The sequence below is a fragment of the Actinoplanes subglobosus genome, from assembly GCF_042650585.1.
Lineage (GTDB): Bacteria > Actinomycetota > Actinomycetes > Mycobacteriales > Micromonosporaceae > Actinoplanes > Actinoplanes subglobosus.
The window spans coordinates 435,988-453,029 of record NZ_JBHSBL010000018.1 but is presented as its reverse complement, the minus strand read 5'-3'; the positions used below and the strand labels follow the sequence as shown (position 1 = coordinate 453,029).

At 64.4% G+C, this 17,042-nt stretch carries 18 protein-coding genes and 1 pseudogene; 8 read left to right on the top strand and 11 right to left on the bottom strand.

Annotation, left to right across the window (positions count from 1 at the left end; all coding sequences use genetic code 11):
• Positions 1 to 19: 19 nt before the first annotated feature.
• The 3 genes and pseudogenes from recA to ACFO0C_RS23945 all read right to left on the bottom strand — a co-directional run.
• Complete coding sequence (gene recA, locus ACFO0C_RS23955; RefSeq protein WP_317797347.1) at positions 20 to 1,072, bottom strand: recombinase RecA; 1,053 nt, start codon at positions 1,070 to 1,072, stop codon at positions 20 to 22.
• 196 nt (positions 1,073 to 1,268) lie between these two features.
• Positions 1,269 to 1,469, bottom strand: coding sequence for a DUF3046 domain-containing protein (locus ACFO0C_RS23950; protein ID WP_378068887.1), 201 nt, complete (start codon positions 1,467 to 1,469; stop codon positions 1,269 to 1,271).
• Positions 1,470 to 1,505: 36 nt separating this feature from the next.
• Positions 1,506 to 1,880, bottom strand: a pseudogene (locus tag ACFO0C_RS23945) (uracil-DNA glycosylase family protein); the annotation flags it as partial.
• A gap of 79 nt (positions 1,881 to 1,959) precedes the next feature.
• Between ACFO0C_RS23945 and ACFO0C_RS23940 the strand changes: the two are divergent.
• Genes ACFO0C_RS23940 through ACFO0C_RS23930 form a run of 4 tightly spaced genes read left to right on the top strand, consistent with a single transcriptional unit; the run spans position 1,960 to position 3,971 of the window.
• On the top strand, positions 1,960 to 2,130 hold the full coding sequence (locus tag ACFO0C_RS23940; protein WP_378068886.1) for a hypothetical protein: 171 nt from the start codon (positions 1,960 to 1,962) through the stop codon (positions 2,128 to 2,130).
• The gene (locus ACFO0C_RS23935; protein WP_378068885.1) at positions 2,127 to 2,960 is read left to right on the top strand and encodes a helix-turn-helix domain-containing protein; all 834 of its coding nucleotides are present in this window, start codon (positions 2,127 to 2,129) and stop codon (positions 2,958 to 2,960) included. The genes ACFO0C_RS23940 and ACFO0C_RS23935 overlap by 4 nt, the downstream gene beginning before the upstream one ends.
• A gap of 5 nt (positions 2,961 to 2,965) precedes the next feature.
• The gene (locus ACFO0C_RS49045; RefSeq protein ID WP_449191257.1) at positions 2,966 to 3,661 is read left to right on the top strand and encodes a hypothetical protein; all 696 of its coding nucleotides are present in this window, start codon (positions 2,966 to 2,968) and stop codon (positions 3,659 to 3,661) included.
• A 16-nt stretch (positions 3,662 to 3,677) separates the two neighbouring features.
• Positions 3,678 to 3,971 (top strand): hypothetical protein, encoded by a 294-nt coding sequence (locus ACFO0C_RS23930; protein WP_378068884.1) that lies wholly within the window; start codon positions 3,678 to 3,680, stop codon positions 3,969 to 3,971.
• 65 nt (positions 3,972 to 4,036) lie between these two features.
• Here ACFO0C_RS23930 and ACFO0C_RS23925 read toward each other — a convergent pair whose 3' ends face one another.
• Complete coding sequence (locus ACFO0C_RS23925) at positions 4,037 to 4,408, bottom strand: hypothetical protein (RefSeq protein ID WP_378068883.1); 372 nt, start codon at positions 4,406 to 4,408, stop codon at positions 4,037 to 4,039.
• A gap of 398 nt (positions 4,409 to 4,806) precedes the next feature.
• Here ACFO0C_RS23925 and ACFO0C_RS23920 point away from each other — a divergent pair, with 398 nt between their 5' ends.
• Both ACFO0C_RS23920 and ACFO0C_RS23915 read left to right on the top strand, forming a co-directional pair.
• Positions 4,807 to 5,565: an XRE family transcriptional regulator gene (locus ACFO0C_RS23920; RefSeq protein WP_378068882.1), complete on the top strand. Its 759-nt coding sequence runs from the start codon at positions 4,807 to 4,809 to the stop codon at positions 5,563 to 5,565.
• Position 5,566: 1 nt separating this feature from the next.
• Positions 5,567 to 6,034, top strand: coding sequence for an NUDIX domain-containing protein (locus ACFO0C_RS23915; RefSeq protein WP_378068881.1), 468 nt, complete (start codon positions 5,567 to 5,569; stop codon positions 6,032 to 6,034).
• A gap of 466 nt (positions 6,035 to 6,500) precedes the next feature.
• Here the strand turns inward: ACFO0C_RS23915 and ACFO0C_RS23910 are convergent, their stop codons facing one another.
• From ACFO0C_RS23910 to ACFO0C_RS23885, 6 genes are all read right to left on the bottom strand, one after another.
• Positions 6,501 to 6,806, bottom strand: coding sequence for an HNH endonuclease (locus ACFO0C_RS23910; RefSeq protein WP_378069138.1), 306 nt, complete (start codon positions 6,804 to 6,806; stop codon positions 6,501 to 6,503).
• 301 nt (positions 6,807 to 7,107) lie between these two features.
• Complete coding sequence (locus ACFO0C_RS23905) at positions 7,108 to 8,277, bottom strand: phage major capsid protein (RefSeq protein ID WP_378068880.1); 1,170 nt, start codon at positions 8,275 to 8,277, stop codon at positions 7,108 to 7,110.
• Positions 8,278 to 8,421: 144 nt separating this feature from the next.
• A complete protein-coding gene (locus tag ACFO0C_RS23900; protein WP_378068879.1) occupies positions 8,422 to 8,922 on the bottom strand; it encodes an HK97 family phage prohead protease in 501 nt (166 codons plus the stop codon).
• Between the two features lie 1,635 nt (positions 8,923 to 10,557).
• Positions 10,558 to 12,345, bottom strand: a complete 1,788-nt coding sequence (locus ACFO0C_RS23895; protein ID WP_378068878.1) for a recombinase family protein — start codon at positions 12,343 to 12,345, stop codon at positions 10,558 to 10,560.
• Positions 12,346 to 12,356: 11 nt separating this feature from the next.
• Entirely contained in the window at positions 12,357 to 12,686 is a 330-nt protein-coding gene (locus ACFO0C_RS23890; RefSeq protein ID WP_378068877.1) for a uracil-DNA glycosylase, read from the bottom strand.
• 151 nt (positions 12,687 to 12,837) lie between these two features.
• Positions 12,838 to 14,184: an aminotransferase class I/II-fold pyridoxal phosphate-dependent enzyme gene (locus tag ACFO0C_RS23885; RefSeq protein ID WP_378068876.1), complete on the bottom strand. Its 1,347-nt coding sequence runs from the start codon at positions 14,182 to 14,184 to the stop codon at positions 12,838 to 12,840.
• 60 nt (positions 14,185 to 14,244) lie between these two features.
• On the opposite strand from ACFO0C_RS23885, the gene ACFO0C_RS23880 reads away from it, so the two are divergent.
• Positions 14,245 to 15,486, top strand: coding sequence for a bifunctional pyridoxamine 5'-phosphate oxidase family protein/GNAT family N-acetyltransferase (locus ACFO0C_RS23880; protein ID WP_378068875.1), 1,242 nt, complete (start codon positions 14,245 to 14,247; stop codon positions 15,484 to 15,486).
• Between the two features lie 29 nt (positions 15,487 to 15,515).
• The gene (gene leuE / locus ACFO0C_RS23875) at positions 15,516 to 16,169 is read left to right on the top strand and encodes a leucine efflux protein LeuE (protein WP_378068874.1); all 654 of its coding nucleotides are present in this window, start codon (positions 15,516 to 15,518) and stop codon (positions 16,167 to 16,169) included.
• Positions 16,170 to 16,391: 222 nt separating this feature from the next.
• Here leuE and ACFO0C_RS23870 read toward each other — a convergent pair whose 3' ends face one another.
• Positions 16,392 to 16,919, bottom strand: coding sequence for a hypothetical protein (locus ACFO0C_RS23870; RefSeq protein WP_378069155.1), 528 nt, complete (start codon positions 16,917 to 16,919; stop codon positions 16,392 to 16,394).
• Positions 16,920 to 17,042 lie beyond the last annotated feature (123 nt).

Sequence of the window (17,042 nt, the reverse complement as noted above, 5' to 3'; positions counted from 1 at the left end):
GCCATCGTGACTTACCGGATCAGAAGTCGACCGGCGGCAGCTCGGGACCACCGGCGGCATCGCCGGCGCCGGCCTGGCCGACACCGAGTTTCTCCAGGATCTTTTTCTCGATCTCGGCAGCGACGTCCGGGTTCTCCTTGAGGAACTCCCGAGCCTTCTCCTTGCCCTGACCGAGCTGGTCACCGTCGTAGGTGTACCAGGCACCCGACTTGCGGATGATGCTCTGCTCGACGCCGACGTCGATGAGCGAGCCCTCGCGAGAGATGCCCTTGCCATACATGATGTCGAACTCGGCCTGCTTGAACGGCGCGGCCACCTTGTTCTTGACGACCTTGACCCGGGTCCGGTTGCCGACGACGTCGGTGCCGTCCTTCAGGGCCTCGATACGCCGGACGTCGAGACGAACCGACGCGTAGAACTTCAGAGCCCGGCCACCGGTCGTCGTCTCGGGCGAACCGAACATGACGCCGATCTTCTCGCGCAGCTGGTTGATGAAGATCGCGGTGGTGCCCGAGTTGTTGAGGATACCGGTGATCTTCCGCAGCGCCTGGCTCATCAGGCGGGCCTGCAGACCGACGTGACTGTCACCCATCTCACCCTCGATCTCGGCACGCGGCACGAGGGCGGCCACCGAGTCGATGACGATGATGTCGAGGGCGCCGGAGCGGATCAGCATGTCCGCGATCTCCAGCGCCTGCTCACCGGTGTCCGGCTGCGAGACCAGCAGGGCGTCGGTGTCGACGCCGAGGGCCCGCGCATACTCCGGGTCGAGGGCGTGCTCGGCGTCGATGAACGCCGCGAGACCGCCCGCCTTCTGTGCGTTGGCCACCGCGTGCAGGGCGACCGTCGTCTTACCGCTGGACTCGGGACCGTAGACCTCGATGACCCGGCCACGCGGCAGACCGCCGACGCCGAGCGCCACATCGAGCGCGATGGAGCTGGTGGGGATGACGGCCATCTGCTGGACCGGCCGCTCCCCGAGCCGCATCACCGAACCCTTGCCGAACTGCTTGTCGATCTGCGCCAGCGCTAGCTCGAGCGCTTTCTCCCGATCAGGTGTTCCTGCCGCCATTCCCGCCACCCCTGTATTCGACTTCGTGCTCTTCGTCGACGAGCTTTTGTTCACCACGGTCGACACGTTAGGCGAGGGGTACGACAAAAATCCTCCGCCCTGTCGTGTGCTGTGGATGACCGAGCCGCTGTGGACAATAGCCGAACACCTGTACGACGATCGAGTGACACGCCAGAACAGGCGTACTAAAAGCAGCTCAGCGCAGCCGCGAGGGCACCCGATCGGGGTACGCCGCCACGACTGCGCGCCAGATAGTAGCGGTATCGACACCCTGAGTAATTGATTCCTCGATGGTTCGCCCGCCGAGCTCCGTGAAGGAGTGGTCAGCCGCGATGCTATGGGCATAAGCGGCGCCGAAGCTCTGCTCCAGGCGCTCCCAGAAATCTGTCAACCGCACCCGCAGAAGGGTACCCACCGACGGCCCGCCCGCACCTCAGGCGACCGCCGCAGCCGCCACCCTCAGATCGTCGACGAGACCCCGGTAGGCCGTCTCGCGATCGTCGGCCCGCAGCACCGCCGACGGATGGATCGTCGCCAGTGCCCGGATCTCCGCGACCGGGAAGTCCTCCGGGTGCTGGGCCGAGGCCGGCCACGGCATCAACCGCCCGCGCGAACGGGTCACACGGAAGTCGGGACCGAGCAGCGCCTTGCCCGCGGACGCGCCGAGAATGACGACCAGCTCCGGCTTGAGCAGTGCGAACTCGGACACCAACCACGGTCGGCAGGCCTCGATGTGAACCGGGCCCGGAGTCTGGTGGATCCGCCGGCTGCCTCGCAGCTCGAAGCGGAAATGTTTCACCTCGCATGTTTCACGTTGTTCAAATACAGACAAGCTCCGGCCAGTGCGCCAACACTGACCGGAGCGGGTGACGGGATGGAGCCCCGCCGTGGACAACACTACTAAGAAGGTGCGTGCCGCTCTGGCCGCCCTTGCACCGTTCGGCCGTTTGGATGCCGACACAGCCCTGATCCTGCTCTCTTGCTGGAAGGGTCGGCACGAGCTGAGTGCCGCCGACCTGTCCGCCGTTCGTGCCGTGTACGCCGGGGGTGCCCGGTGACCACGCGCCGGTACTCCGTAGGCCAGCTCGTGAAGGCCGCGCTCCTGTCGTCTCGTGACTTGAAGAAGTCAGAGCGGGATGCGCTCGTGGCGATCATGGCTCACGGCAACGGGTACGGCGTGGCTCAGCCGTCGGTCCCCGGCGTGGCTGAGTACGTCGGATGTTCGGAGCGCACCATCCAACGGATCATCACGAAGCTTGTCGATCTGGGGCGGCTCGTGGTGACCCGTGTCAAGGGCTGTAAGACCCTGTACCGGCTTCCAGCCGCCGCGCTCGCTCTCGTAGTGAAGCCCGCCGAAGCTTCCGCCCAGGACCCCCGACAGAACGGCACCCAGGGGGTGACAGATCACGGGACTAGTGGTGACAGCCGGAGCGAGGGCCTGGCACCCGAAGTTGGTTTGGAAGTTGGGGAAGAAAACCTCTCGCGCGAGCGCACACAAGATCAAAACCCAGCACCGATGACGGAGGTAGCCCCTCCGGCCCGGAAGCGCCGCTTCGGGGACTGGAAGACCCCCGGATGGTTCAACGGGAAGCGCATCCTGCCCACAACGGCCGAACGGTGCCCTGTGGTGGGACATGAGCACATGTGGGCGAGCAACTGTGCCGCGTGCAAGGTTGACGACGCTCAGGCCGTAGCTGCCTGCCAGAAGTGGGCTCGTGAGCAGGAAGCCCCGTCGTCCGCCCAGGGCGGGACGGCTCCGCTCGTGGGCTTTGAGCGGGTGGCTAAGGCCAGTGATCGGCTCACCCTGGCTGAGCGCCTGTCGATGATTGCGGAGCGCCAGGAAGCCCAGCGTCAGGCTTACGCCGGAGCCCTGGGCGGTGCCCTGTGAACCGGATGGAACGCGCGGAACGAGCCGCGCTCGTGTTGATCCTTCTGGGTGTCGGTGCTGCCGCTGGCTGGGCCAGCTTCACGCACATGAGGGATTGGACGCTCGCCAACAGTCCGGCCGGAACTCCGGCCGCGTACGGATGGGTGAACGCTGCTGTCAGTGAGCTAGTGCCGATCGCTGCGCTCCTGACGATCCGTCAGCGTCGCCGGACGGGGAAGCCGATCGGGTACCCGCTCTTCCTTCTGTTCGCTGCCGCCGGCCTTTCCCTCGCGGCACAGCTAGCCGTCGCTAAGCCGGGCATCTCCGGGTGGGTGCTGTCCGCCGTTCCGGCGCTTGCGTTCATGGCGCTGACGAAGCTGGTCCTGTCCGGCTCCGGGGACGCTCCGGCGAAGAAGCCGGAACCGGGGACCGGGAAACCTCACTTCATCCCGCAAGTTCCGCCGGAACAACCGGCCGTGCCCGCTGTGCCGGTTCCTCCCGCCCTGGGCGCGTCCCGGACAACGGGAAGGAAGGCCGATCGATCTTTGAAGCGGGAGCCGGAACAAGCGGCTACCGTCCCCCGGAAGCGTCGCCCAGCGGCAGAGACTCGCCGGTTGCATGACGAGATAGCCGCCGGTGACCCGACTCTTACGAAGGAAGCCATAGCGGAGCACCTGGGGATCACTCCCCGGCGTCTCCGGACCGTTCTAGCCGCCGCCTGAAACCTGGGGAGTCCGCATGTTCCGCTTCTTTCCGAACTCTCCTGCTGTGGCGGTAGGGATGGCCCGACACGGACTGTCCACGCTCGCCGACCTGGCGGAGTACATCGGGGCTGACGTCCTGGACGTCGCCGAATGGCAATCCGGTCAGCACACCTACCGAGCGATCACGGAAGGCATGGCCGCGCTCTGCGGAATGCTGGGGATCAGCGTCTTTCATGTCATGTACGTGCCGGACGATGACGAGTACCCGAGCGTGTCATGGGAAGACCTGGAAGACCTGGAAGCCTTCCACGAGTCCCTGAACCTCTAGCCACACTGGGAGCCCCTGTCTGCCCTCCAGGGGCTCCCAGGTCTATACGGCCGTGAGCGTTGATCTCAGGCCCGATAGAGCCCGGTCTGTGTCTTCACGATCTGCGGAAGACCGTTCGCTGTCACCTGATCAGCTTCGGTGCCGTGGGTGCCCCGGCAGACTCGGCACAGCCGGTCAACGGCGTCTTCCGGCTCTTCATCACCGGGAAGGTACGTATGCGGGCCGTAGTCGATCGTTTCCACTGTCACCATCGGATAGATGCCGATGACGGAGATCTCAGCAACCGACTTGTGCGCTACCGCGCCGAAGCAGAAGTGAAACCGGTAGCTGACGAATCCGGGAACCGAACCGATCGGGACCGACGGTAGTTCCGCACCCTCTATACAGTGGGGAACGTGAATGATCTTCGCTGGCGGGTAGTGCCGACGTTCAGGCATCGGTCTTGCCCCCTACCCGTCGCATTCACGTACGGCGAGCGAATAGACGCGCCCGCTGTCGTCGGCCTGGGCGTCATCAACCACGTCAAGATCATTGACCGCTACTGCTATCTCATAGCCGGGGCCGCTACCGGTATCCATCCACACCCGCACGCGCCCATCGGCCGGTAACGTCGTGGGACCCACCACCAACACAGCGCCACCCCCTACACCAGAAGTCGGGAAGCCCTTCAAGCCCGGTCGTGGCGACAGGGCGAAGATTCGTCGTGATCCCACAACACCATGTGGCCCAGGACGTCTCACCCGCCCTGTGGGCCGTGTTAGGGACCTTTACGAAACGACAGAACGTCGCTGGGCAGTCTTGAAACGTCCCGACGGGTCCCGGTCCAATGGAGAGCGTGAACGAGCGACTTCGGACGACGATGCTCCGCCGGGGTGTCACGACTGATCAACTAGCCGTTGAGTGTGGCGTGGACGTCAAGAGCGTTGAGCGCTGGATCAGCTTGAACCGCGTTCCGCACCGAAACCACAGGTGGACAGCGGCGAAGTTGCTGGAAGCTGACGAGACGTTCCTATGGCCCAGTGTCCTCACGCGTTCCGCCGGCCGACGTGCCCGCGAGGCTTCACAGGCGGAGCTAGTGGAGCTGTACCCGGACCGCGCAACCGTCCCCCGCGAGACCTGGCTAGGGCTCCTGACAAATGCTCAGCAGGCTATCGATGTGCTGGTACACAGCGGGACCTTCTTCGCCCAGACACAGCCCAGAGTCGCAACCATGCTGGCGGAACGAGCATCGAAGAACGTCCGTGTTCGTCTGTGCTTCGGCAACCCTCAGGCTGAGGCCGTAGCCATCCGGGACCGCGAGGAACGCCTAGGCGGAACGCTGGCAGCGAAGATCAGAGCGAGCCTTACCTATTACCGGTCCCTGATCGACGTTGAAGGTTGCGAAATTCGCCTACATGATGCGGCGCTCTATACGTCGATGTTCCGCTATGACGATGATCTTCTAGCGAATGCCCACGTGTACGGGGCACCCGCGAGCCTGAACCCTACGTTTCATTTCCGCCGAATCGACGGCGGAACCGTGTTTGATCACTATATGGAGGGCTTCGAGAAGACATGGGAGTCTGCCCTCCCCTGGCTAGGAGCTGAGATCTAAAATGGGACGCCGTGAGTTTTATTTCGACGAAAACGCACCGGCCGCAAACACGTTGGTTCCGGCGTGCGGAACCCTAGTTGTTGATGGCGCTGGACGAATCCTGATGCAACAAAGGCGGGATACGGGACAGTGGGCGCTACCGATGGGCAAAATGGAGCTTGGAGAGCGCCCTACCGAGTGCGCTATACGGGAAACCGAAGAAGAGACCGGTATCCGGGTTGAGATCCTGTCTCTAGTCGGTATCTTCTCTGAACCAAACCATATCGTCGCGTACACCGATGGTGAAGTTCGTCAAGAATTTGAAATAACCTATTTAGCCCGCCCGGTGACCGGCGATCCACTCTCCAATGACGAAGCTAGCGACGTCGGTTGGTTCACCCTGGAAGAGTTGCGGGAGATGGACGTTCACCCGAGTATGCGACGGCAGATTGCCGCGTACGCCGATGGGAAGATGCCGTTTCTCCAGTGAGAACCAACCCCTATGGGCGGAGCGCCTGAAAGCCCCCGTAGACTCGTCCAAGAGCCCCGGACGAACCCAGCAATGTCCGGGGCTCTCTCATGCCCTCATGGGCAGCTAGCCGCCCCTGTCAAATGGGACAGGCCGTGCACGTCGGCTAAGTCTGGATCGGGGATTGCGTTTCCGTAGCTGGCTCAGCGGGACACCCTGTACCGGTGTGTCCAGAGTCTCCGACTGATCCGGCTCTTGGGGCTCGCCGGCCTTCCGTTCATCGCTCACTTAGCCCTAGCCTTCCGGCGGGAAGCGTCCGCCGCCTGGATGTTGTGACAGCGCCAATCCGGGAACCATCCGTGACATGAGCATGTACGCAAAGCGATCCACTCCGCTTCAGTTTGAGCGGCACTCCGGGGGCCTGTCATCCTCGCCTGATACTCCCCGTCGGCGAGCATTTTCCGGGCCTTACGCTCCTGTTCGTAGCTCATGCGCTCATCCCAGCGTCTTCGACGTTCCGCTGAGCCACGAGGTAACGAGCGTATTCGCGCCAAGCTTTAGACGTTGCGCGCCAGGAATTCTCTTCGCGCGGCACTACGGCGAGATGCCGATAGTTAACACAAAGCCGATTGTGGCAAAGATGGTCGATCGTCATTCCTTCTATTGACCATCCTTGCGAGCGCGCTACCACCCTGTGCACGTACTCAACCTTGCCGTTATCCCGAATAGCACCATACCCGCTTCCGGTTACAGCTCCCGCCCAGACAACGCATCCGCCATCCTCCAACGGCATCGTCATCACACGATCAAAAACGCGCTCATGCGCCGGACGTCGTGAAGTCACTATAAAATCCCTTCGATGTAGATCGTTACAACCATTAAGTCAAAAAAGAGAGTGACCGGGAATCATCCCGGTCACCTCTGCCCACACCACACACCGAACCCTGAACATGGGACGCTCATTCTGATTCGTTGCGGATTCGTGCAGCTCAGTACGCGAATCAACCACGAATCACAAAGAGAGGCCCAGGGAACCGAACAACCCTGGGCATACCCTCTTACTCGCTAGCCCGAAAGGTAGCTAGCGGACGCTATTAGCTAGCGGCAGCGACAATCTTCTGAACCGAAGTCGCCTCAGCAACCCGGATGCCGGCCCACCTCGAAGTGGCCCGCCAGCTAGACATATCCTCACCGAATGCGTACTCATCCGAACGCTTCACGGTGACGTCACGGCGCACACCCAGATACACGCGCGACGCGTCAGCAACAATCACAGTCCGGGCCGGAACGTTCGCCGACGGAAGAATCGGAAGCCCCCAGGCCGCACCCGCCGGATCAGCGGTAACGGAACCGGCGAGATACGCGCCCGTAGAGCCATTCTCACGGCTCTTAACGAGCCCTCGGAACTGATCGATAGAGCACCACACAACGGTGGGCTTACGGCCCGTCAGGAGAATTGCCATGTAGGCATCTAGAACGTGATCCCAGGTGACCGAAGTGGTGCCAGCGGCGAGCGTAGTAGCCGTGTTCAGCGCTGCCGTGGACGAGATACCGAAAAGACCGGTCGTGCCGTTTCCCTGGAAAGCGTCAAGGTCAACCTTGCTAGCGATGTTTTCCACCATCGTCTGAGCCACAAGCTGCTCAATGTTGATCGCGCTATCTTCCAGGATCTCGCTAGAAGCCTGATAGATGAAGCCGTACTTCTGGGCGTTAAAATCAACGGGACCGGTAGTCAGGTCCGCCTTCGGAATGGTCGCACCCTCAGCGACCACCGACGGATTGCCCGAAGTGAGAACCTGGGGAATGCGGAAGGTCGCGGAATCGAACGGAATCAGGTTGATACCGGGGGCCGCTAGAAAAACGGACTGAGCGCGAAGCTGCCCAATCCACTTATTGCCGACCTTCTGAGGAACGGTGTAACCGCCCTGGGCTGGAGCGCCGGTCTCCATAAGGGCGCGGTATTCCTCGTGCGACGGGAACAGGTTCCGCCACTCCATACCGCTATCCGGCTCGTCCAGGTCGCGCCGACGGGCAGTCTCAGCGCCGGCCCGCTCGTGGACCGTCCGAAGCTCCGCCGCCTGAGCCTCAGCCTGGGTGCGCTGCTCAGCCTGGGCGGCGTCGTTAACCTCCGGGGCCAGCTTGTCCAGAGCCGCATTACGCGACTCCACCGGGAGATCCGTGTTCTCAGAGAGAGTGATCAGGTTCTCCGCCAGCTTCGCGCGCTTCTCGGCAAGCTCACGGGTACCGCTGCAATTGTCAGTCACTAAGTCTTCTGTCCTTTGCTCTAAGGGTTGATTTGGCCGTGTGGGGGCCGCAAAAAGGCCCGGTGCCTACCGGCTTCCGGGCAACAAAAAAGGCCGCACCCAGACGGGTCGGCCCTGTGTTCTATTCGGTTGTGTGTAGCGCCTTTAGACGGCGCTGGACTCACTGGAGAGGTAAGCCGGGTACGTAACCGGCGATACGTCCAGGATGGTTAGAGAGTTGATCGAGCGGAGCGGAGTAAACCCGTCTTCATGCTTCGCCCATTCCTGGCCGCCAGCATTCACACGGAAGCCGAATGAGCTATGGGTGATGTCTCCGCGCTCCAGCGCGATCAGAAGATCGCTGACGTAGCTAATTCGCTCGTCAGCCTGGATCTCGTAGTGAAGGCCCGTGGAGTCCTCAGCGAGCTTTAGCGTGCCCGCAGTGTTTCGGCCTAGTACGAAGTTGGCGTCATGGTTAAGGAGCGCCCGGATGTCATCTCGCCGGATCGACTCCGCGCCGGCCCCCTCTAAAATCTGCTCCCGGAAGCCGCCCATAAGGCGGCTGAGGGAGCGAAACTTGTAGGCGTACCCGATGATTAGCCGCCGGTTGAGTCCGGCACTACGGTGCTCCACGTCAGACGCGAACGTGCGACGTTCAATCGTCAAGCGTGTTCCTTTGATTCAGTATTATTGTGGGATGACGGATTTACGCACCGTCGGGCGAGATTAGGTGCCCGGACTTTTGCTCTCCCATGCCGGGCCAACGGTCAAAGCACGCGCAAGGGTTGGTAAAGCCCTCACCGCTGGCATGTCTGCTGTTTCCTTCATCCGCGCACAACAGAAAGCGCGGGCCTCACTCTGAAAGGTGTTCCGACCACATCGAAGCGTCTCATCATCTACATGTTGCGACATCTTCTATGTCAACTCCGGGAAGGCCGCTGGCCCTCTCGGCTAATCGTGTTGCGTAGCCCCGCAACCGGGCCGCCGGCCTACATGGCCGGAAGTCTTTGTGTGCCGCTTAAGCGGCGTCCAGGTGCTCACCGTGGACAGCGCGGAACTGAGAGCGCTCCGTACCCCATACACGGGCGTAGTGCTCGCGGCGCTCAGTGGCCTTCCTGGCATTCTTCGCCTTCCGGCGACAGTCCAGGGAGCAATAGCGCGGAATCCGGCCCGTGGAGCCGTTCCGCTGGACATCCTTAGAGCAAACCCAGCAAAGGCGGGTCACTGTCCCTCCTTCTGGGATCGTCTATGAAGTTTTGGGAGCCCGTTTCGTCCTCCCACTATGTTTATTGTGGCCGGAACGGCTAAACCGTGCCCGCGAAAGGCTGTGAATTGGGCCACAGTTTCGGGGACGCTTCCTGCCCCCTCATACTGTTTATTGTGTCCGTATGCCGAAACCGGGACACGGAAACGGTGTGGGATACCTCACAGTTTCGACCCCGGTTTCTATTCCCCCAAAGCGGGCAATTCTGCGGACGCACAAGCGGGCATAAGGACGGGGGTCTCTCTGCCTAGGTCCCCAGAGTTTTGACCCTCCCCCTACCCTTCGGGTCGGGTGATTTGACACGGAGCGCAATGTGTGCTCCGACGTGGCAATCAGCGTGTATCCCCTGATGAGATGCCATCCGCACGACGGGATGGCCCATAAAGAGCCGCTCCGGCGGCTCATCCGGTAACTGTGCGCAATCAACCCGGCGGGGATTGATTGCTGGATCATCGTCCATTGGACGGTTACTGGATTCATTAAGTAATAGAGAAGACACCTTTGAAGGTGTCTTCATTAGGTAATAGGTGTATCTATTAATGAGATACCCCTTTAAGGGTGTATCTCTTAGATAGTTATGTAAGTAATCTAGTATCTAAGTAACTACTACTCCCCTTTAAGGGGGAGTAGTTATATGTAAGTTAATTACATTAACGAGCGCGCACGCGTGCGTACGTACGCGAGGGGAGTCACACCCACGACGGGACAGGGGCTCCAGAGCCCCGACACGGCTCCCGCCGGCCACACCCACACCGGGACCACACCCGCCCGCCGATCGGGGCTCAGCGGACCCACTGGAGGGGGTGAAGCACCCATCCGGAGGGATGTCAAGCCATCCGGCAGAATCTGGCACATCATTTAAGGCCCCTAGCGTCCCCGTGGACGAACGAGCGGGGGTGAGTGGCTACACGGGCTAGGGTACGGCCCTCATGATCGCTCACGGCAGCTCTGAGCCGTTTGGGGCTCAGTCCCGCCACGGGTAGGCGCAAAGCAAGATCCCCCGCCGTTGCCGACGGGGGGATCGTCCCGGCTGACGCTCAGCCCCGCCCAGCGGTCCCCCTGGCCCGCCAGAATAGATCCTTCGGGAAGGTCAGTGCGGCTACCGCATTCCCCACAGCGGACAGGTACACCGTCGGCAATTCAGCAGCTTTCCCGCGTTCGTACGCGGCGCGCATCACAATTCCCTTAGCGTCCTCGGTATCGTGACGGACCACTTCCGCGCGAATTCCTGAGTCAAGTAGGAGTTTGCGGCGCTCCGCCGCATCGGCCGTCTCCCAGGTTTCCCGGTAGGTCTTACCCGTCGGCATCATTTCGACGTGTGGCTCAATCTCCGGCATCTCAGCGAGCTTCGTAATGCGCTCTTCCAGCGCCGTAATCTGTTCCGCATAAATCGCCTGGACGGCGGCTGACTTTCCAGCCGTCCGCTCCGTAATGTCCATCAGCGCCGCTGTCGCTTCCGCCAGCTCTTCCCTGTGAGACTCCCCCGCCATCTCTACGGGAACCAACACGGGCACGCTTCCCACCATCCGGAGCACAGCCGCTTCTATGGCGTCTTCCAGGTCGCTTGCCTTGACGCTCTTGTTGGTGCAACGCTCTTCCGGCTTCTGTTCCATGAGATAGGCCCAGTTGCTCCGGCACCCGTAGTAGCTGTACTCAACAACCTTCCCCGCGAACCGGGATTTCTGGTTCCGGTAGTAGCGGGGCTCCCCGCAGACGCCACAGAAGACGATCCCGCCCAGCGGAGACGCGTCGGAAGAGTGGAGCTTGCTATGAGCGTCCCCATCCGCCGCCAGGATGGTTTGCAGGCGTGCCCACTCGTTCCGGTTCACGAGCGCCGGGCAGCGCTTGACGGGCATCCCATCCGAACCTAGAACGGCTTTCCTCTCAAACTCCACGACACCTAGGAGTGCCTGGGCGCGGAGTTGGTCACCGATCGTCTTCCCGCTCCACATGATCGGTGCTGTCAGGCGGTCCCCCTCCGCCACAGGTTGCCCCAGCGTGACGGACCACTTGGCGTGCTTGGGAAACTTGCGGACCTCCGCCGGCCCAGTACCGCCGGACGGTTCGATGGTGCACACGTCATCGGTCAGAGCCGTAACGGTTCCGTCGGCTGGGGCTGTGGGCACCTTCCCGTTGACCATGTTTCGGTACTCACGCGGCGAGAGGATTTCGCGCCCGTTCAGGCTGTCCGCAATGCTGCGCTTGCTCTCCCGGTTGAGCGCCCGTTCCACGATCTCTTCCATTACCTCCCAGGTCTCCGGATTCTTGACGAGCCGCCATCCGTTGCCGTCTCTCTCGGGCATCGTGTGATACGGGTACATCCCGCCGGACCATCGACCGATGGACCGCATGTAGGCCCGCGTCTCTTTGTTCCGCTGGGTGATGACTGAGGCTTCCCACTCAGCGGCGAACGCGAAGATCATCACGATTAGGTGAGTGATCGGGTTAAGGGCTCCGCCCCGGAGATCCAGCACCATCGGCTCTCCGCCGATGCCGGACGCGAATACAAGTTGCTTGCTGTGCTTCGCTGCCCACTTCACCAGGTCGTACATGTCAGCCATCGACCGGATAGCCCGGTCAAACTTCGACCACGCGATCCCGTCGTACTCGCGGACCCTGGAGCCCTCTAGCCACTTGCCCAGCTCCGGCCGGTCGAACGGTGGAAGCGAGATCGCCGATACGTCAAGATCGCTGGCCCATCCGATGATCTCGCTGTGCTGGGCTTCCGCCACAGCCTGGATCGCCGCACGCTGGCGCTCAGGAGAGGTAGAGGGGTCAGCTTCGCCCCGGTGGCGAGAGAGCCGGATTGCACCAAGTAGCCGCATGGGCAGGGATGCTAGTCTCTTCTACAACGCGGCACATGTGAGACCGAGTTGGTGATGTAGAGATCGGCCGGATCGATGCCGGCATCGTCGACCGCCTCCCGGAGCAGGCGGCCCGCCGGACCGATGAACGGCAGACCGTGCCGGTCCTCGACGTCACCGGGTTGCTCCCCGACAAAGACGATCTTCGCGTGCGGGGCCCCACGGCCGAACACGGTCTGTGTCGCATTCTCGTTCAGCTCGCAGCCGTGGCAGTCGGCCGCCGCCGCCTTCAGCTCGTCGATGCTCCGAGGATGCGGCGGCACCCACTGCTGCGCCCCGACGGGGGTCTGGGTCCATGGCATGGCACCGTTTTACCCCCACCCCCCGACAGGATTCCGCCCGGACTCCCCCTCCAGGGGGACGCCGGATCGGCCCGTCGCGGCTCTCACCACATCGGCGGCTCCCCCACCGGCGGCCCGCACAACATCGGGGCTCTCCCCCCAGCGGCGATTCTCACCGCATCGGCGGTGCCATCGTTGCCGGGTGGACCGCGGAGGCCACGGCCCGGGCCAGTTCCGGCGCCTCGTCGGTGTCGAGAGTGCTGATGGTGATGCGGATCCCGGGTGGAGAACCGACCCGGAAGAGCGCCCCCGGTGCGACCGCCCAGCCCCGGTCACGGAGCACGGCGATCGCATGGGTCTCGTCGGGCACCGGGACCCAGACGTTGATACCGGTGTCACCGCCCACCTCGACGCCCTCGGCCCGGAGCGCGTCGCGCAGCGCCCGGCGGCGGCGGCCGTAGGTCTCCGCGGCCAGGCCGACGATCGCGGTCACCTCCGGATCGCGCCACAACCACAGGAGCATCCGCTGGAGCACCGTCGACACCCAGCCCATGCCGATCCGCATCCGGCCGGCCACCCGCGCGACGGTCGTCTCGTCGCCGGCCAGCACGGCGATGCGCAGATCGGGGCCGAACGGCTTCGACGCGGAGCGCACGAACGCCCAGGAACCGGTCACCGGGCCGATGCAGTGCGGCTCACGCTCGGCCAGCTCGGCGGCGTGGTCATCCTCCACGACCAGCACACCCGGGAAGCCGCTCAGGAGGTCGCGCAGCCGGCGGGCACGGTCGGCACTCACCGCGGCTCCGGTCGGGTTCTGCGCGCGGACGGTGACGACGACGGCTCGGGCACCGGAACCGAGGGCCGCAGCGAGCGAGTCGGGGTCGGGGCCGTGCTCGTCGACGGAGACCGGGGCAGCCCGGAGGCCCAGGGCCGCCAGCAGGTCGATGAGGGCGGCCCAGCCCGGATCCTCGATCGCGACGGTGTCGCCTGGTCGGAGGTGGGCGTTGAACACGCGCTCGATCGAGTCGAGCGCACCTGAGGTGACGACGATCTCCGCCCCGGAGACCGGGACGCCCTCGGCCAGGAGGCGGGGGCGTGCGGCATCCGCCAACTCCGGCATGGTGACCGCAGACGCATACCCCTGAGGTGGGGTTTCGCCTGCCGCCGCAGCGGCCAGGGCCGGCGCGAGCGGTGGCAGCAATCGCAGGTCGGGCTCGCCGGTGGAGAGATCCCGCAGCCCGGATGGGATCGGGGCGTGCAGAGCGGAGCGCCGCACCGCAACGGCGGGCCGGGAGCGGACGCGGGTGCCGCGGCGGCCCTCGGTCTCGATCACTCCGCGCTGCCGCAGGTCCTGGTAGGCCTTGGCCACCGTCGCCGGGCTGACGTGCAGCGATCCCGCGAGAACCCGCACCGAGGGAAGAGCCGATCCAGCCACCCAGAACCCCCTGAGGACGCCCGTCTCGATGCTGGCCGAAATCTCTGCGGCGCTGTCACCACTGACCTGATACTGTTCTGCCACAGAAGCGATTCTGTACTAGCACAGGCTCTGACGCAAGCTGAACATACCGGGGAGGCCCCGATGACCGACCTCTACGCTCCCACGCCGCGCACGACGGCCACCCGCACTCGCAAGCGGATGCACTACGAGCGCGAGACCGCGCACGCGATCCTCGACGAGGCCTTCGACTGCGCGGTCGGCTTCGTCGTCGACGGGGAGCCACGCGTTCTGCCCAACCTCCATGTCCGGATCGACGACACCCTCTACCTGCACGGGTCCACCGGCGGGCGTCTCGGTCTGGCCGCTCGCGGCGACGGTGTCCCGGTCTGTGTGACGGTCACCATCCTGGACGGGCTGGTCTATGCGCGGTCGCAGTTCAACCACAGTGCCAACTACCGGTCGGTGGTCGCTTTCGGGACGGCCCGGCCGGTCACCGATGACGATGACAAGCTCCGGGTGCTGCTGGCCCTCACCGACAAGGTGGGCCGAGGCCGGTCCGCCGACAGCCGCCCGCCCACCCGGCAGGAGCTGGCACAGACCACCGTTCTCGCGCTGCCGCTGGTCGAGGTGTCGGTCCGGGCCCGCTCCGGCGGCGTCGGTGACGACCCGGAGGACCTCGACCTGCCGCATTGGGCCGGCGTGCTCCCGTTGCGGACGGTCGCCGGGCCACCGGAGACCGATGCCGGCGTCGCCGCCGCCCCACCCACCTACCTGCCGGGCCATCCGTCGCAGTGGCAGACCCCGGTCGTGCTGGAGGGCCGGCACGTGCGCCTGGAGCCGCTCACCCCGGGTCACGCGCCGGGGCTGTTCGAGGCGCTGGACGACGAGGAGGTCTGGCGGCACATCCCATTCCCACGGCCGCGGACGCCGGAGGAGTTGCTCACGGCCGACATCTCGACCGTGTTGCGTAGCCAGTGGCTCGGCCAGCGCTCGGCATGGGCCCAGGTCGACCCGGCGACGGGCGAGGTGATCGGCATGACGACCTATCACGACATCGACACGAACCTGCGGTCCCTCGGCATCGGGCACACCATGGTCGGCCGGAAATGGTGGCGCACCGGCGTCAACACCGAGGCGAAGCTGATGTTGCTCGAGCGGGCCTTCGACGTGCTCGGCGCCGAGCGGGTGTTCTGGTACACCGATGTGCTCAACGAGCGCTCTCAGCAGGCGATCGCCCGGTTGGGAGCCACCCGCGACGGGGTGATCCGCCGCCAGCGCAGGCGGCCCGACGGGAGCTGGCGCGACACCGTACTGTTCGCGATGACCGCGGACGAGTGGCCCGCCGCCGCTCAGCGCCTCCGGGACCGGCTGGCGTCCGGATGAACCGCCCGTCGACCGAGAAAGGCTGACCGATGCTGGGCATCACCGATTTCTGGACCTACGTGCTCGGCGTGGTCGCGATCATTCTTCTGCCAGGCCCCAACTCGATCTTCGTGTTGTCGGTGGGCGCTCAGCGGGGCATCCGGGCCGGCTATCAGGCCGCGGCCGGGGTGTTCCTCGGCGACACGGTCCTGATGGTCCTCTCCGCGACCGGGGTCGCCTCGCTGCTGAGCGCCTACCCACCCCTGTTCCTCGTCCTCAAGTACGCGGGCGCCGCCTATCTCGGGTGGGTCGGCATCAACATCATCCGCGGCGCCTGGGCCAAGTGGCGCAATCGTGCGGAGACCGCCCCAGCGACGATCGAGGAGCCACCGGCCGAGCTTCAGCGCCCCTTCCGCCGGGCCGCCGTGATCAGCCTGCTCAACCCCAAGGCGATCCTGTTCTTCCTCTCGTTCTTCATCCAGTTCGTCGAGCCCGGCTACGCCCATCCCGCGCTGTCGTTCCTGGTTCTCGGGTCGGTGGTGCAGTTCTTCAGCGTGCTCTACCTTTCCGCGTTGATCTTCGGGGGTCGCTATCTCGCCGGCCAGTTCCAGCGTCGGCGCCGCCTGGCGACCGGGGCGGCGACCGCGGTGGGCGCCCTGTTCGTGGGGTTCGGCATCAAGCTGGCAACGGCGAGCGTCGGCTGAGCCAACAGCGGCCGGCCCGGCCCGGCCCGATGGATCGGCTCAGCCTTCCGCTGCTCCTCCTTGTGCCGCTGCTGCTCTTCACCTCGCCATTTCTCCTCACCTCGCTGTCGCTCCTCACCACGCCATTGCTCCTCACCTCGCTGGTTTCGTCGCCCACGACGCTTCTCGTCCGGTCACGACGCTTCTCCGCTACGGCCAACGTGTGGCCTGCCAAGCGCGTGGTCACGGGCCGGAGCTCGATGGCTCGGATTGCGGAGAGGGTGTCGAGCGTTTCGAGTAGAACGTGCTGCGGATCATCTGGATCTTGGGAAGATCAGCGGTCCAGGCCTTTTCCGTGGTGCTCCAGCCCAGTGCGTACGCTCTGCCGCCCATGACGAACCACCGGAAGACCGCATGCCGGGCGGTGCCACCCGCGGAGCGGTAGCGGTACTCCCAGTCCGCGGCCTTGTTCAGCAGCGGCACCGGGTTGACACCGATGAGCGCGTAATCGGGCAGTTCTCCCGAAGCGGCGAGTCGGCTCTCCTCGGCGCGGGACTCCGTCACCGGGTCGGCGGCGGGATCACGGGCCGCGTCCAGGGTCAGGGTTCTGGCGTTGCGGGGGCTCCGGAAACAGTGGGTGGCGCCGATGAGCTGATAGGTCCAGCCGTCCGGTACCGCGATGTGAAAACCGGAGCCGTCGGTGAAGTAGGACCATCCGGACGGGAGGTTCAGGCCACTCACACCCTGGGCCGCGCCAGCCAGCGGGGTCACGGGCAGATCGTCGGGCGGCGGCGAGTCGCACAGCGACGGTGAGAATGCCTGCACGGGCGCGACCGCGGGTTCGGACGCTGATGTCACGCCCGAGGAAGCCGGTGGTTGCTCCGGAGCCACGGA